Genomic DNA, 14,956 nt, shown 5'->3' on the forward strand with positions numbered 1-14,956 from the left:
GGGCCGGTCAGCCGCCGGGCGGGGCGTCGGCACGGAGCACGTCGACCAGGGCCCGCAGCCGGGGGGACGCGGCCAGGTCCTCCAGGGTCACCGGGCGCCCCTCCGCGTCGGCGACGGGCAGCCGCCAGTTCGGGTACTGGTCCCAGGTGCCGGGCAGATTCTGCGGCCGCCGGTCCCCGACGCCGTCCGGCAGCCACACGCCGACCATGCGGGCGGGGGTGCGCGAGAGATAGCGGTACACCGCCCGGATCCCGGCCTCCTCCCGGGAGGGGCGCCGGCCGCCCTCGTCCGTCCCGGGCAGCAGCCCCAGGTCCGCCAGGCGCTCCAGCCACTCCCCCACGTCCGCCGCGGCCTCCGCCCGCTCCTCGGCGAGCGGCCGGGTGAGCAGGCCCAGCCGGTCGCGCAGCTCCACGTGCTCGCCGGTGAGACGGGCCGCGGTGGACGGCAGGTCGTGGGTGGTGGCCGTGGCCAGGCAGTCGGCGCGCCACCGCTCCGGCGGCAGCGGACGGCGGTCGCCCTCCCAGTCCCGCTCGAACCACAGCACCGACGTCCCGTACACCCCCCGGTCGCGCAACGTCTCACGCACCCCGGGCTCGACCGTCCCGAGGTCCTCGCCGATCACCAGCGACCCGGCGCGGGACGCCTCCAGGACGAGCACGGCGAGCATGGCCTCGGCGTCGTAGCGGACGTACGTCCCCTCCGTGGGCGGGCGGCCCTCGGGCACCCACCAGAGCCGGAACAGGCCCATCACATGGTCGATGCGCAGGGCGCCCGCGTACCGGAAGAGGCCCCGCAGCAGGTCGCGGAACGGCGCGTACCCGCTCTCGGCGAGGCGGTCGGGCCGCCAGGGGGGCAGCCCCCAGTCCTGGCCGCGCGCGTTGAAGGCGTCCGGGGGCGCGCCGACCGACATGCCGGGCGCGAAGTGGTCCTGCTGCGCCCAGGCGTCCGCGCCGTCGGGGTGCACGCCGACGGCCAGGTCGTGCACGATCCCCACGCCCATCCCGGCTTCCCGCGCGGCCCGCTGGGCGGCCGTGAGCTGGTCGTCGGTGAGCCAGACGAGCCAGGAGTGGAAGTCGACGCGGTCCCGCAGCTCCTCGCGGGCGCGGGCGGTCTCCGCCGAGCGGGGGTCACGCAGGGCGGCGGGCCAGCGGCGCCAGTCGGGCCCGTGCGCCTCGGCGAGGGCGTACCAGGTGGCGTGGTCCTCCAGGGCCTGGCCCTGCCCTGCGCGGAAGGCGCGCAGGGCGGCGGCGCGGCCGGGACCGAGCGGAACCGTCCGCACCAGTTCGAGGGCTTCCCGCTTGGCCTCCCAGACGGCGTCCCGGTCGATCAGCTCCCCCTTGCCGAGCACCGCCTCGCGCAGCCGCGCCGCCCGCTCCAGCAGGGCGCCCAGCCGCGCGCGGTCCTCGACGTACGCGAACTCGGGCACGGCCTCGACCCGCAGGTGCACGGGGTCGGGGAAGCGACGCGAGGAGGGGCGATAGGGGGAGGGGTCGGTCGGGGGTCCGGGCACGGCCGCGTGCAGCGGGTTCACCTGCACGAACCCGGCGCCCAGCGCGCGCCCGGCCCACGCGGCGAGCTCACCGAGGTCCGCGAGGTCGCCCATGCCCCAGGAGCGGCGGGAGAGCAGCGAGTACAGCTGCACCAGCAGCCCGTACGAGCGGCCGTCGACCGCGGGCAGCCGGGGTGGCGCGACGATCAGGTGGGAGCGGGCGGTGCGGCCGTCGGGTGCGGTGGCGGTCAGCAGGTGCACTCCGGGCGGGAGGTCCTCGGCGGACGCGCGGGTGCCGCCGTCCTCGGTGCGGACCTCCAGCCGGGTGCCCTCGGGCAGCGCGGCGAGCGCCTCGGGCGGGCGGGCGCCCCGGCCGACGACGGTGGGCGGCAGCAGCCGCTCGGCGATCTCCTGTTCGCGCACGGCCAGGGCGGCGCGGACGGCCTCCTCGGTGGACGCGTCGACACCGAGGGCGGCCAGGGCGCGCGTGACGGCGGCGGCCGAGGCCGGGACCGTCGTGTCCGGGGAGGGGCGGTAGGAGGTGGCGACACCGTGCAGGGCGGCGAGCCGGGACAGCGCCTCGGAGGGGGTCCCCTCCGGCCGTGGCGCGGTCACGCTAGGGCTCCGGGTGGTACTGGGCCGGGAAGGAGTCGAGTCCCGCGAAGTCCGAGGGGTCCGAGAAGGTGTCGGACTCGCTGGTCAGCGGGGTGGTGTCGGCGAGCGGCGGTTCGCTGGTGAGGGGTTCGGCGTCGCGCAGCGGGGGTTCGCTGGTCAGGGGCGCCTCGGCGCCGGTGCCCTCGGCGCTGAGGAAGCAGTCGTGCGGGTCGCAGGCGGAGTGCTCCGCCTCGGAAGCGGAGGGCTCCGCCACGGGTTTGGACAGGACCGGGGGAAAGACGTATGCCGCTGTAGCCACCAAGGGCCTCCTCGTCGAGCCGGACGTGCGGGTCATCTCGCAGCCCTACCCAGTGGACGCGAGCGCAGACGCACAAAGTCGTTCAACGTGAACCTGGTCACATTCTCTCCCTCCACTCTCACTCCACAGGGGGACAAATGCACCACAACATCCCCTCTGATTGACACGTTCACTCCAGAAGTGGTGGGCTCGGGGCGTCTCGGTAACGGAATGGACACGGCCGCCGGTCGTAGGCCGGCCGGTCCCGGGGGATCAGGAGGGGCCTCGTGCAGCTGTGGCGTGGCAGAACGGCGTCGGCGCGGAGGACCGCACTCGCACTCGCCGTGCTCGCCGGATCCCTGGGCGTCGCCCCCGCCGCGACGGCCGCGCCCGCGCCGGATCCCACCCGGTCGCCCGTCGCCGACCCGGCCGGGAAGGCCGCCGCGGACGCGCCGGCGGTGTGGCCGCGCCCGCACTCCCTGCGCGCCGACGGCGCCCCGGTCCGGGTGACCGAGGAGGTCGCCCTGGTCGCCGCGCGGAACGCGGATCCGTACGCCGTGGAGGCGCTGAAGGACGTCCTGCGGGAGGCCGGCGCGCGCCGGTTCACCGACCCCGGCGCATCGGTGCCCGAGGGGGCGCTCGTGGTGCGCGCGGGCAGCGAACGCGCCTCCTCCGACCCCCGTCACGCCCTCCCGGCGGGCGGCTACACCCTCACCTCCGGCGCCGGCTCCGTGACCCTGACCGGGGCGGACGGCGACGGCCTCTTCCACGCCGTGCAGACCCTGCGCCGTCTCGTCCGCCCCGACGGCACGCTCACAGCCGCCGTCGTACGGGACTGGCCCGCCACCGCCGTGCGCGGCATCACCGAGGGCTTCTACGGCGCCCCCTGGACACACCGGCAGCGGCTCGGCCAGCTCGACTTCATGGGCCGCGCCAAACTGAACCGGTATCTGTACGCGCCCGGCGACGACCCGTACCGGCAGGCCCGCTGGCGCGAGCCCTACCCGGCCGAACGGCGCGCGGAGTTCCGGGCACTGGCCGAGCGGGCCGCGCGCAACCACGTCACCCTCGGCTGGGCCGTCGCGCCGGGACAGGCGATGTGCCTCTCCTCCGACGACGACCTGCGGGCCCTGTCCCGCAAGCTGGACGCGATGTGGGCGCTGGGATTCCGCGCCTTCCAGGTGCAGTTCCAGGACGTCAGCTACAGCGAGTGGCACTGCGGGGCGGACGCCGAACGGTTCGGCTCCGGACCCGAGGCGGCCGCCCGCGCCCAGGCGCACGTGGCCAACGCGGTCGCACGGCACCTGGAGCGGCGGTACCCGGACGCGCCCGCGCTGTCCTTGATGCCCACGGAGTACTACGAGGACGGCTCGACCGCGTACCGGCGGGCGCTCGCACGGGAGCTGGACGACGGTGTCGAGGTGGCGTGGACCGGTGTCGGCGTGGTGCCCCGCACCATCACGGGCCGTCAGCTGTCCGAGGCCCGTGACGTGTTCGCGCACCCGCTCGTGACGATGGACAACTACCCGGTCAACGACTACGCCCCCGGGCGGCTCTTCCTCGGCCCCTACCAGGGCCGCGAGCCCGCCGTGGCCGCCGGGTCGGCCGCGCTGCTCGCCAACGCGATGGAACAGCCCGAGGCATCGCGCATCCCCCTGTTCACGGCCGCCGACTTCGCCTGGAATCCCCGCGAGTACCGCCCCCAGGAGTCCTGGCGGGCCGCGATCGCCGACCTGGCCGGCGGCGACGCCCGGCGTGAGAAGGCGCTGACCGCCCTCGCCCGCAACACCGCCTCCTCGGTGCTGGGCGGCACGGACGCGGCGTATCTGCGGCCGCTGATCGAGGAGTTCTGGCGCACCCGGCCCGCCGCGCGCGGTGAGAGCGACACGGCGGCGGCCGGCCGGCTGCGCGCCGCCTTCACCGATCTGCGCGAGCTGCCCGGCCGGCTGTCGGGCACGTCCCTCTCCGACGAGATCACCCCCTGGACCGGGCGCCTCGCCCGCTACGGCGAGGCGGGCACGGCCGCGCTGGACATGCTGCGCGCCCAGCAGGCGGGTGACGCGGGGGACGCCTGGGCCGCGTACCGGCGGCTGGAGACGCTGCGCACGGAACTGGAGTCGGCGCGGGTCACGGTCGCCGAGGGCGTACTGGACCCGTTCCTGAGCCGGGCGCGTACCGCGTACGAGAGCTGGGCGGGCGTCGCACAGGCGCCCGGCGGGAACGGCGGCGGCACGCTGCGGCTGGAGCGCGCCCGGGTGCTGGACACCGTGACCGTACTGGCCGAACCGGGCACCACCGGTTCCGTCGAGGTGCGTACGGAGGGCGGGGCCTGGCGGCGGATCGGCGCGCTGGCGGCGGAGGGCGCCACCGAACTGCCCGTCGGCGGGCGGCCGGTGGACGCCGTCCGGGTCGTGGACGCGGACCCGGAGCGGGTGCGGCACGTGGTGCCGTGGTTCGCCGACGTGCCGGACGCCGTGGTGGAGCTGCCCGGCGACCGTGCCGACGCCGACATCGGCCGCACCCGCACGGTGACGGTCACCCTCGGCTCGGCCCGCCCCGAGGACGTACGGGACCGGCTGACCGTGGACGCGCCGGAGGGCGTCGAGGTGCGGGTGCCGCAGGAGCCGCTGTCCGTGCCGCGCGGGACGCCGGTGCGGGTGCCGGTCGAGGTGACCGTGAAGCCGGGCACACCCACCCGGTCCTACGACGTCCGCCTCGGCTTCGGCGGCGCGGTCCGCACGCTGACCGTGGACGCGGTGCCGCCCGTCGACGGCCGCGACGTGGCCCGTACCGGCCGCGCGGAGTCCTCGGCCGACGAGACGCCCGACTTCCCGGCGTCGGCGGCCAACGACGGGGACTCCGACAGCCGCTGGTCGTCGCCGGCCGAGGACGACGCGTGGTGGCAGGTGGAACTGGACCGCCCGGTGCGGCTGGGCAGGGTCGACCTGCACTGGCAGGACGCGCACGCCTCGGCGTACCGCGTGGAGGTCTCCCGGGACGGCCGCGCCTGGCGCACGGCCGCGGAGGTCCACGACAGCCGCGGCGGCCACGAGACGGTCCGCATGGACGAGCCGGACGTCCGCCACATCCGCGTCCAGGGCGAGGAGCGGGCCACGCGGTACGGGTACTCGCTGTGGTCGGTGGAGGCGTACGCGGTCGCGGACTGAGCGCACGGGAGCCGGGGCGGGCGCGCCCCGGCTCCTTTCTCACCTCTGTCGGTAACGACGACCCGTGGGCGGCGGCCCGCACGCACACGGTGGTGCTGCTGGTGACGGTGGTGGGCACGGCCTACGCCGGGATCCGGCGGGCCCTGCTGGAGGTGCTGGGCTCCGGCAGGAGCGTGTCGGAGGACCTGGACTTCTACACGACCGGAATCGACCTGGCGGCCGCGGCCATCGGTGCCGGCCTCGTGATCACCCTGGCCGGGCTGGCCGTCGGCTCCGCGGAGTCCGTCGCCACCCGCCGCCGCACCCTCGCGGCACAGGCCGCGGCCGGGGTGCCTCGCGCGGTCCTCGGCCGGGCGCTGCTGCTGGAGACCGCCCTGCCGCTGGCGCCGGGCATGCTGCTCGCGGGCGCCGGCGGCGGCGCGATCGGCCTCTGGTACGCCGCGCTCGCCGAGGGCGGCGGCTGGTCCACGTCCTGGACGCTCCTGCTGGTGCCGGCCGCCGTCTGCACGGCGTCCCTCCTGGCCGCGGCCACCGCCCTCCCCCTCCTGCACCGCAGGCTACGTCCCACGGAGCTGCGGTACGCCTGACCGGCAGCGCTCGACCGGTCCGGGAGGCGCGGGGGGCTTCCCGTAACCGGGCCGGGGCGTGGCGGCCCGGGACGAGGCCGGGCGGGAACCGACGTCCCGGCGTCACCCTCACGCGAGGACGCCGCCGTCAGGCGGAGATCCCGTCGATCCGCGCCAGCGCGTCGTCCGCGCCGTACGGCTGGAGGTACGGCAGCCAGCGCGGGTCGCGGTGGCCCGTGCCGATGATGCGCCAGGCCAGGCCCGTCGGCGGGGCGGGCTTGTGGCGCAGGCGCCAGCCCAGTTCGAAGAGGTGGCGGTCGGCCTTCACGTGGTTGCAGCGGCGGCAGGACGCCACCACGTTGTCCCAGACGTGCTTGCCCCCGCGGCTGCGCGGGATGACATGGTCGACGCTGGTGGCGACGCCACCGCAGTACATGCACCGGCCCCCGTCACGGGCGAACAGCGCCCTGCGGGTGAGTGGGACGGGCCCCCGGTAGGGAACCCGCACGAAACGCTTGAGCCGGACCACGCTGGGTGCGGGGACGGTGACGGTCGCGCTGTGCAGATAGGCGCCGGTCTCCTCGAGGCAGACTGCCTTGTTCTCGAGGACGAGCACGAGCGCGCGGCGGAGCGGTACGACGCCGAGCGGCTCGTACGACGCGTTGAGGACCAGGACATGCGGCACGGACGGCCTCCTTGTACGCCGGCGGCGCGTGGCTCGCGCCGGGACGATCCGTAGTCAGTTTCCCCTCATGCCTGGTGAACGCGCCACCATGTCCCGGTAACGGGCTGGGAGTGTTTTCGACCACACCCGGATACATCCCCAGGATCATGGCCTGTTCAAGCGCAGGTGAGCGCGGTCTCTTCTTCACACATCCCGCCGTTCCGCTCACAATGCCCCGTTAGTGTGGTGGTTCTGTCCCCACCGGTGACCTGTTCGTGATCCGGCCGGTCTTGACGCCCGCACCGGGGACGGTCGTGCACCTGGAGGTACCAGCCGTGTCCTTGTCAGCCGCCCTGTCGGCAGCCGACCCCTCACCGACCCCCGCGGAGTCGGGGACCCCACGGGTCCCCTCGCTGCAGGACGCCCAGGAGAGCGCCACGAGCGCGGCCGGCTGGGTCGAGGAGAACTGGTCGACGTGGCTCGCCATAGGACTGCGGGTGCTGCTCATCGTGGTGATCGCGGCGGTGCTGCGCGTGCTCGTGCGGCGGGCCATCACCAAGCTGGTCGACCGCATGTCCCGCTCCGGCCAGACGCTGGAGGGCGGCGGCCTCGGGGGCCTCCTGGTCAACGCCGAGCGGCGCCGTCAGCGGTCCATGGCGATCGGCTCGGTGCTGCGCTCCGTGGCGTCGTTCCTGATCATGGGCACGGCCGCGCTGATGGTGCTGGGCACCTTCCAGATCAACCTCGCGCCGCTGCTGGCGTCGGCCGGTGTGGCCGGTGTGGCGATCGGTTTCGGCGCCCGCAACCTGGTCACGGACTTCCTCTCCGGTGTCTTCATGATTCTGGAGGACCAGTACGGCGTCGGCGACACCGTCGACGCGGGCGTGGCCACCGGCGAGGTGATCGAGGTCGGGCTGCGGGTGACGAAGCTGCGCGGCGCCGACGGGGAGATCTGGTACGTGCGCAACGGCGAGGTCAAGCGCATAGGGAACCTCTCGCAGGGCTGGGCGACCGCCCACGTGGACGTCACGGTCCGCTCCGACGAGGACCTGGACCGGGTGAAGGACGTGCTGAGCGACGTCGCCGAGCGGACCAGCAAGGAGGAGCCCTGGAACGAGCTCCTGTGGAGCCCGGTCGAGGTGCTCGGCCTGGACTCGGTGCTGCTCGACTCGATGGTGGTCCGGGTCTCCGCGAAGACCATGCCGGGCAAGTCGCTCACCGTGGAGCGGGAGCTGCGCTGGCGCATCAAGCGCGCCTTCGACGCGCACGGCATCCGCATCGTCGGCGGCGCCACGGCCACGGAGGACGCCCCGGCCGCCGACCCCACGGCGGGGATGGCCGCGCCGTCCGCCTACGCCAGCTCCGTCTCCCCGCAGTCGATGGCCGCGTCCCCGCTGCCGGGACCGAACACCACCAAGTAACCGCAGGAACCGCCGACAGGCAGCCGCAGGAACCGCGGAAGGGGCGGCGCCCGGGACCTCCCGGGCGCCGCCCCCTCGCCGTGTCCGGGCCGGGCTCTTGACGCCCGCTCCGCGCCGGGCTTACCTTCCTCCCCGTCCAACAGGAAACCTTCCTGACAGTGCGCGGAGGGCGGCCGCGGGATGGACGTCCCGTGCGGCCCGCTGAGAAGCTGTGCAGTCGACGAAGGGCAGGTGGCGCACCCCATGGCAGGAACGGCCGGCACTCCGGGCACTCCGGGCACCCCGCGCGTCCTGCGCGCCATGAACGACCGTGCCGCCCTGGACCTCCTGCTGGAGCACGGCCCGCTGTCGCGCACCCGGACAGGCAAGCTCACCGGCCTCTCCAAGCCGACCGCCTCCCAGCTCCTCGCCCGCCTGGAGGCGGCCGGGCTGGTCCTCGCCACCGGCACGACGGAGGGCCGCCCGGGCCCTGGCGCCCAGCTCTACGCCGTGAACCCGGCCGCCGCGTACGCCGCCGCGCTGGACGTGAACCCGCACCGGATCCGCGCGGCCGTCGCCGACATCACCGGCCGCACCGTCGGCCACCACGAGCTGCCCACCCCCGGCCACCGTCCCGCCGTGCCCGTCGTCCAGCAGGTCACCGACGCCCTGGACGGCGCGGTGAAGGCGGCGGGACTGACCCGCGCGGACCTCCACCGGACGGTGATAGGCACCCCGGGCGCGTTCGACCCGAACACCGGCCGTCTGCGCTACGCCTCCCACCTGCCGGGCTGGCACTCCCCCACGCTGCTGGACGAGCTGGCGGCCGCCCTGCCGATGCCGTGCGAGTACGAGAACGACGTCAACCTGGTCGCCCTGGCCGAACAGCGGCTGGGCGCGGCCCGTGACCACGGCGACTTCGTCCTGTTGTGGAACCAGGAGGGCCTGGGCGCCGCCCTGGTGCTGGGCGGCCGGCTGCACCGCGGCTTCACCGGCGGCGCCGGCGAGGTCGGCTTCCTGCCGGTGCCCGGCACCCCGCTGGTCCGGCAGGTCACCAAGGCCAACAGCGGCGGCTTCCAGGAGCTGGCCGGCGCCCAGGCGATACCCCGCCTGGCCCGCGAGCTGGGCGTCGAGGACATCCCCGACGGCCCGTACGCCGAGGTCGCGGCGGCGCTGCTGGAGCGCGCCGCGGCCCGCCCCGACGAGGAACCGCACCGCGCGCTGCTGCGCACCTACGCCACCCGTCTGGCGACCGGCCTGGCCTCCCTGGTCGCCGTCCTCGACCCCGCGCTCGTCGTGCTGAGCGGCACCGCCCTCACCGCGGGCGGCGAGCCGCTGCGCGACCTGGTCCAGGCCGAGCTGGCGGACCTGGCCGCCTCCCGCCCGCGGCTCGTCCTCGCCGGCGTCCGTGAACACCCCGTGCTGCGCGGCGCGCTGGAGAGCGCCCTCGCGACCACCCGCGACGAGGTCTTCGACACCTCGCGCCGACCCTGATCCGCGCATCCAGCAGACGTCCGCCGAGGACGTCGCCCTCACCGGAGACAAGGACCACCGCATGAAACTCACCGTGGTCGGCGGAGGCTCGACCTACACCCCCGAACTCATCGACGGTTTCGCACGGCTGAGGGACGTCCTGCCCGTCACGGAGCTGGTGCTCACGGACCCGGCGACGGACCGTCTGGACCTGATCGGCCCCCTCTCCCGGCGCATCTTCGCCCGCATGGGCCACCCGGGCCGCATCACCACGACCACCGACCTGGACGCGGCGGTCGAGGGCGCCGACGCGGTCCTCCTCCAACTGCGCGTGGGCGGCCAGGCGGCGCGCCTCCAGGACGAGACGTGGCCCCTCGAATGCGGCTGCGTCGGCCAGGAGACGACCGGCGCGGGCGGCCTGGCCAAGGCACTGCGCACGGTCCCGGTCGTGCTGGACATCGCCGACCGGGTCCGCCGCACCAACCCCGACGCGTGGATCATCGACTTCACCAACCCGGTGGGCATCGTGACCCGCGCCCTGCTCCGGGAGGGCCACAAGGCCCTGGGCCTGTGCAACGTGGCGATCGGCCTGCAACGCAAGTTCGCGGCGCTCCTGAACGTGGCCCCCTCCGAGGTTCACCTGGACCACGTGGGCCTGAACCACCTCACGTGGGAGACGGCGGTGCACGTCGACGGTGAGGACGTCCTCCCCCGCCTCCTGTCCGACCACGGCGAGACGATCGCGGCGGACCTGCGCCTGCCCCTCCCCCTCCTCACCACGCTGGGCGTGGTCCCCTCCTACTACCTCCGCTACTTCTACGCGCACGACGAAGTGGTGGCGGAGATGCGCACCAAGCCCTCCCGGGCGGCCGAAGTGGCCCGCATGGAGAAGGAACTGCTCACCCTCTACGCGGACCCGGCCCTCGACGAGAAACCGGCCCTCCTCGCCGAGCGGGGCGGGGCGTACTACTCGGAGGCGGCGGTGGACCTGGCGGCGGCGCTCCTGCGCGACGCGGGTTCGCGGCACCAGGTGGTCAACACCCTCAACAACGGCACGCTCCCCTTCCTGCCCGACGACGCGGTGGTCGAAGTCCCGGCAGCGGTCACCACCAAGGGCGCGGCCCCCCTCCCCGTACAGCGGCTCGACCCGCTCCTCACGGGCCTGATGGCCAACGTGACGGCGTACGAGGACCTGGCCCTGGAGGCGGCCCTGCACGGCGGCCGGGACCGCGTCTTCCGCGCCCTGCTCGCCCACCCCCTGATCGGCCAGTACGCGTACGCCGACCGCCTGACCGACGACCTGATCGCGCACAACCGGGAGCACCTCACGTGGGCCTGACCGCGGCCGTCCTCGCCGTCGACGCGGGCAACAGCAAGACGGACGTGGCGGTGGTCGCCCCCGACGGCACGGTGCTCGCCACGGCCCGAGGAGGCGGCTTCCGCCCACCGGCGGACGGCCTGGACAAGGCGATGGAGGCCCTCTCACGGACGGTCGAGGAGGCCCTGTCGGCGGCCGGCGCCCCCACCGCCGCCCACATCTCGGCCTGCCTGGCCAACGCGGACCTCCCGATCGAGGAGGAGGAACTCACCGAGGCCATCGCGTCCCGCCCCTGGTCTTCCACGGTCACGGTCAGGAACGACACGTTCGCCATCCTCCGAGCGGGAGTCCCTGAACCCCGGGGGGTCGCCGTCGTCTGCGGCGCGGGCATCAACTGCGTCGGCATGCGCCCCGACGGCCGTACGGCACGCTTCCCCGCCCTGGGCCGCTTCTCGGGCGACTGGGGCGGCGGCTGGGCCCTGGCCGAGGAGGCCCTGTGGCACGCGGCGCGCGCGGCGGACGGCCGGGGCGAACCGACCGCCCTGGCCGCCGCCCTCCCCGCCCACTACGGCGTGCCCGACATGCCCGCCCTGATCGAGGCCCTGCACCTCGACCGCATCCCGCTCCGCCGCCGCCACGAGGCGACGCCCGTCCTCTTCGCCACGGCGGCCCAGGGCGACGCCGTGGCCCGCGGCGTCGTCGACCACCAGGCCGCCGAGATCGTCACGATGGCGACGGTGGCCCTCACCCGCCTGGACCTCCTCGACGAGGAGACGCCCGTCTGCCTGGGAGGCAGCGTCCTGGCAGCGGACCATCCCCTCCTCAGTGAGGGCATCCGCACAAAACTCCAGGCAGCAGCCCCCAAAGCCGTACCGCACATCGTGACGGCACGCCCGGTCCTGGGCGCGGCACTCCTCGGCCTGGACGACATGGAGGCCCCACCGGAGGCACAGGAACGCCTGCGCGCGCACTACACGTAAGGGGTGGCCGCGTACGGCGGGGAGGGGAGGGGCGGGGGTGCCCGCCCGCAGCGGCCGGCGCGTCCGCACCCCGAGCTTTCCAAGAAGCACAGTCGCGCCGGACCGAGGACGGGCGCCCCCACCGCGGTCCCGCCCCCCACCCCACCGTGGGCGCGACAGCAACCCCACCGAACAAAAGGATGCGCCGCAGGCCTCGGACTTCAGCCCCCCTCCCGGACAGGCGCCACCCACCCACCCACGGGCACAACGCCCCGGAACCGAACGGATTTCCCGGGCGTGTTCCTGGGCAGGGTGGGGTGCGGCGGCCGGAACTTCCGGCCATCACGCTGCAATTGGATCAAGATCGGGCCAAGGCCGGTGCGGATGTCGCGCCCGACGGCGATACTTGCCGCCGAGGATGACCACGGGGGAGGTCAGATGGCACACACACCGAACACGGGCGCGCCACCGACGCTGCCCGCGATCCCACCCCAGCCGTCGTCCCCCACCGCGCCGACCACCACCCCCGCACCCGCCGGTACCGGCACCTCTCCCCCCGCGCCCCCCGCCCGCCGCCGCACGGCCTTCGCCGAGGGCGTCGACCAGCTCCGTCACGCCGCCACCACGGAACCCGGCCGCCTCCGCGTCATCGGCGCCGTGCTGGCCGCCCTGGTCGTCACGTTCGGCGCGGTCACGGCCTGGCAGATGACCGACCGGGCGGCGGCCGCGGACGCCGTCCTCACCAGCAGCCAGCCCCTCACCTCGGACGCCGCCGACATCTACCGCTCCCTCGCGGACGCGAACACCGCGGCGAGCAGCGGCTTCCTGGCGGGCGGCCAGGAGTCCGCGGCCACCCGCGACCGCTACGAACGCGACATCGCGACGGCCGCCTCGAAACTGGTGAACGCGGCGGCCAACGCGGCCCCGGGCTCCGCCTCCACGGCCACCATCACCAAGCTCAACCGCCTCCTCCCCGAGTACAAGGGCCTGGTCGAACGCGCCCGCACGTACAACCGCCAGGGATATCCCGTGGGCGGCGCCTACCTGCGCTACGCGAACGAGAAGATGCAGCAGGAGATGCTCCCGGCCGCCCAGGACCTCTACACCATGGAGAACGAACGCCTCCGCGCGGACTACGCGGACGCGATCCCGTACCCCTGGCCGTCGATCGCCCTGGGTCTGGCCACCCTCGCCGCCCTCGCCTGGGTGCAGCGCCGCACGTACCTCCGCACGAACCGCGTCCTCAACCACGGTCTCGTCGCGGCGACGACGGCGACCACCGTCGTGCTTCTCTGGCTCACGGCGGGCCACGCCCTCTCCCGCTCGCACCTCGACGACTCCTACGACCACGGCGTGCGGTCCCTCGCCGTGCTCCACGACGCCCGCATCGCCTCCCTCAAGGCCCGCGGCAACGAGAACCTGACCCTGGTCGCCCGCGGCGCGGAAACGGTGAAGGTCGGCGACACGACCCTCGACGCCTACGACCACGACTTCACCCGCGACATCGACACCCTCGCCAAGGGCCTGGCCCACGCCCGGCGCCTCGCGGACGACGACACGGGCGCGAAGCCGGTGACCGCGGCCCTGGGCAACATGACGGAGTGGAAGAAGCGTCACGCGGCCGCCCGCGAGCAGGACGAGAACGGCAACTACCAGCAGGCGCTGGACATGGTGATCGGCGCGAAGGGCGCGACGGGCGAGTGCTTCGACGCGGTCGACAAGAACCTGGCGACGGCACTGGAGCACGAGCAGGCCGAGTTCGCGACGGCGGCCGGCGACGGCCGGGACGCGCTGACGGGCCTGCCGACGGGCGCGGCGGTCCTCGCCGTGCTGGGCGCGACCGGCGCGGTGCTGGGCATCGGCCGCAGGCTCTCGGAGTACCGATGACGGAGCGGCGGACGCGAACCACGACGAAGCCGAAGGGGGCCATGACGATGCACGCACGACACCTGCGGGCCCGCCTGAAGGGATGGGGCGGGGTGGGCGCGATGGCGGCGGCCTGCGCCCTCGCCGTCGTGTTCGCCCTCGCCGTGACCTGCACGGGCTCGGTCGCCTCACAGGCGGGCGCACAGCCGGCGGGGCACCGCACGGCGAAGGCCCTCACCGTCGAGGCCGCCCGCGCGGCCGACGACTGCGAGGCCCCCGAGAAGCAGACCCTGCCCCCGTCCCGCGCCGACGGCCCCGCCATCACGGCGATCAAGAACCGCCCGGGCGAGAAGCGCAAGCTGGTCGTCGGCGTGGACCAGAACAGCTACCGCTGGGGCTACCGCGACCCGAACAGCGGCGAGTACGGCCGCCTCGAGGGCTTCGACATCGACCTGGTGCACCGCATCGCGGAGGACATCCTCGGCGACCCGGACGCGGTGCAGTTCAAGGCGATACCGACCGACCAGCGCATACCGGCGATCCAGGACGGCCGGGTGGACCTGGTGGTCCGCACGATGACGATCAACTGCTCGCGCCTGGAGGACGTGGCGTTCTCCGCGCCGTACTTCAAGACGGGACAGCAGGTGCTGGCGCCGAAGTCCTCCCCGGTCGAGGGGTACGACGAGACCCTCGCGAACCGCAAGGTGTGCACGGCGAAGGGCTCGACGGCGTACGCGAAGCTGGAGGAGGACCGGGAGAGCGGAGGCCTGCCGGCGTCGACGGACATCTCCACGACCGTGCCGAACCAGCTGGACTGCCTGGTGCGGCTCCAGCTCGGCGAGGTGGACGCGGTCGTCAACGACGGCGCGCTCGCGGCGAGTCAGGCCGCGCAGGACCCGACGGTGGAGCTCAAGGGCGAGGCGTTCACGACCGAGTACTACGGCGTGGCGATGAAGAAGGACGCGGACGACCTGGTGCGCCGGGTCAACCAGATCCTGGTGGACTTCCGGCAGGACACCGCGACCGGCTGGCAGGCGTCGTACACGAAGTGGCTGTCCGCCACGATGGACGACGACCCGTCCGCGTCGAGGCCCCCGGCCCCGGAGTACCTGCGCCGCAGCTGACCGCACGCCCTGCCCGCCCCGGCCCCCGAGTGAACCGA

Annotated in this window: 10 protein-coding genes and 1 pseudogene; 8 read left to right on the forward strand and 3 right to left on the reverse strand. The window is 74.6% G+C overall.

Translation table 11 applies throughout. The features are described 5' to 3' along the window. Positions 1-7: 7 nt before the first annotated feature. Positions 8-2,104 (reverse strand): 4-alpha-glucanotransferase, encoded by a 2,097-nt coding sequence (gene malQ, locus MTR79_RS28030; protein WP_244792212.1) that lies wholly within the window; start codon positions 2,102-2,104, stop codon positions 8-10. A gap of 1 nt (position 2,105) precedes the next feature. Further along, positions 2,106-2,402 carry a hypothetical protein gene (locus MTR79_RS28035; protein ID WP_086700030.1) on the reverse strand — a complete coding sequence of 99 codons (297 nt, stop codon included), beginning with the start codon at positions 2,400-2,402 and terminating at the stop codon, positions 2,106-2,108. 266 nt (positions 2,403-2,668) lie between these two features. On the opposite strand from MTR79_RS28035, the gene MTR79_RS28040 reads away from it, so the two are divergent. Then, entirely contained in the window at positions 2,669-5,548 is a 2,880-nt protein-coding gene (locus tag MTR79_RS28040) for a beta-N-acetylglucosaminidase domain-containing protein (RefSeq protein ID WP_244792213.1), read from the forward strand. Between the two features lie 56 nt (positions 5,549-5,604). Then, positions 5,605-6,135, forward strand: a pseudogene (locus tag MTR79_RS28045) (ABC transporter permease); the annotation flags it as partial. A 127-nt stretch (positions 6,136-6,262) separates the two neighbouring features. Here MTR79_RS28045 and MTR79_RS28050 read toward each other — a convergent pair. After that, entirely contained in the window at positions 6,263-6,799 is a 537-nt protein-coding gene (locus MTR79_RS28050) for an HNH endonuclease (protein WP_006133642.1), read from the reverse strand. 314 nt (positions 6,800-7,113) lie between these two features. On the opposite strand from MTR79_RS28050, the gene MTR79_RS28055 reads away from it, so the two are divergent. The 6 genes from MTR79_RS28055 (at position 7,114) to MTR79_RS28080 (ending at position 14,918) form a co-directional block, all read left to right on the forward strand. After that, entirely contained in the window at positions 7,114-8,199 is a 1,086-nt protein-coding gene (locus tag MTR79_RS28055) for a mechanosensitive ion channel family protein (protein ID WP_086700025.1), read from the forward strand. 243 nt (positions 8,200-8,442) lie between these two features. Beyond that, positions 8,443-9,672, forward strand: a complete 1,230-nt coding sequence (locus MTR79_RS28060; protein ID WP_086700023.1) for an ROK family transcriptional regulator — start codon at positions 8,443-8,445, stop codon at positions 9,670-9,672. A 61-nt stretch (positions 9,673-9,733) separates the two neighbouring features. Beyond that, positions 9,734-10,990, forward strand: coding sequence for a 6-phospho-beta-glucosidase (locus tag MTR79_RS28065; protein ID WP_244792214.1), 1,257 nt, complete (start codon positions 9,734-9,736; stop codon positions 10,988-10,990). Next, positions 10,981-11,949: a BadF/BadG/BcrA/BcrD ATPase family protein gene (locus MTR79_RS28070; RefSeq protein ID WP_086700020.1), complete on the forward strand. Its 969-nt coding sequence runs from the start codon at positions 10,981-10,983 to the stop codon at positions 11,947-11,949. The genes MTR79_RS28065 and MTR79_RS28070 overlap by 10 nt, the downstream gene beginning before the upstream one ends. Before the next feature lie 417 nt (positions 11,950-12,366). Next, complete coding sequence (locus MTR79_RS28075) at positions 12,367-13,815, forward strand: hypothetical protein (RefSeq protein ID WP_189365689.1); 1,449 nt, start codon at positions 12,367-12,369, stop codon at positions 13,813-13,815. Between the two features lie 47 nt (positions 13,816-13,862). After that, positions 13,863-14,918, forward strand: a complete 1,056-nt coding sequence (locus MTR79_RS28080) for a glutamate ABC transporter substrate-binding protein (protein WP_244792215.1) — start codon at positions 13,863-13,865, stop codon at positions 14,916-14,918. Positions 14,919-14,956 lie beyond the last annotated feature (38 nt).

It is taken from the genome of Streptomyces sp. BJ20 (assembly GCF_022869105.1).
Lineage (GTDB): Bacteria > Actinomycetota > Actinomycetes > Streptomycetales > Streptomycetaceae > Streptomyces > Streptomyces griseoincarnatus.

Bases quoted from the DNA above. Each gene is read 5' to 3' on its own strand.
- MTR79_RS28075 (WP_189365689.1), top strand. From the start codon at position 12,367: ATGGCACACACACCGAACACGGGCGCGCCACCGACGCTGCCCGCGATC.
- MTR79_RS28065 (WP_244792214.1), top strand. From the start codon at position 9,734: ATGAAACTCACCGTGGTCGGCGGAGGCTCGACCTACACCCCCGAACTC.
- MTR79_RS28080 (WP_244792215.1), top strand. From the start codon at position 13,863: ATGCACGCACGACACCTGCGGGCCCGCCTGAAGGGATGGGGCGGGGTG.
- MTR79_RS28060 (WP_086700023.1), top strand. From the start codon at position 8,443: ATGGCAGGAACGGCCGGCACTCCGGGCACTCCGGGCACCCCGCGCGTC.